1 protein-coding gene is annotated in these 300 nt (G+C 69.3%); it reads left to right on the top strand.

The window, feature by feature from the left end:
- A partial coding sequence (locus FLQ44_RS21150; protein WP_206209041.1) for a hypothetical protein occupies positions 1-300 on the top strand: 300 nt, incomplete at both ends.

Raw genomic sequence — 300 nt, 5'->3', positions numbered from 1 at the left:
CACCGGGGCCGATGTCGTATTCAAGACCGCCGGCATCATGGGAATGCCGATTGCCGACGTTGATCGCGAATCGCTTGGCTGGTATCTGCTCGAAACGTCCGCGGGCCGCGCAGCCATGGCGAGAAGCGTGCTGCTGATCGCCATGGCGTTCTTGCTCGGGTGGCATCGTCGTCGCGGGACGGTGGAGTCCGCCTTCCCGCTGGCGGCGACGCTGGCGGGCGGCGCACTCGCGTCCCTGGCATGGAACGGCCACGCCGCTGCTGGCGAGGGCATGGCAGGTGCGGTCCGGCTTGCCGCGGG

The sequence above is a fragment of the Vogesella mureinivorans genome (assembly GCF_007644035.1).
GTDB lineage: Bacteria > Pseudomonadota > Gammaproteobacteria > Burkholderiales > Chromobacteriaceae > Vogesella > Vogesella mureinivorans.
Note: the sequence above shows the minus strand (reverse complement) of the source record. Positions and strands in the feature narration are given on the sequence as shown.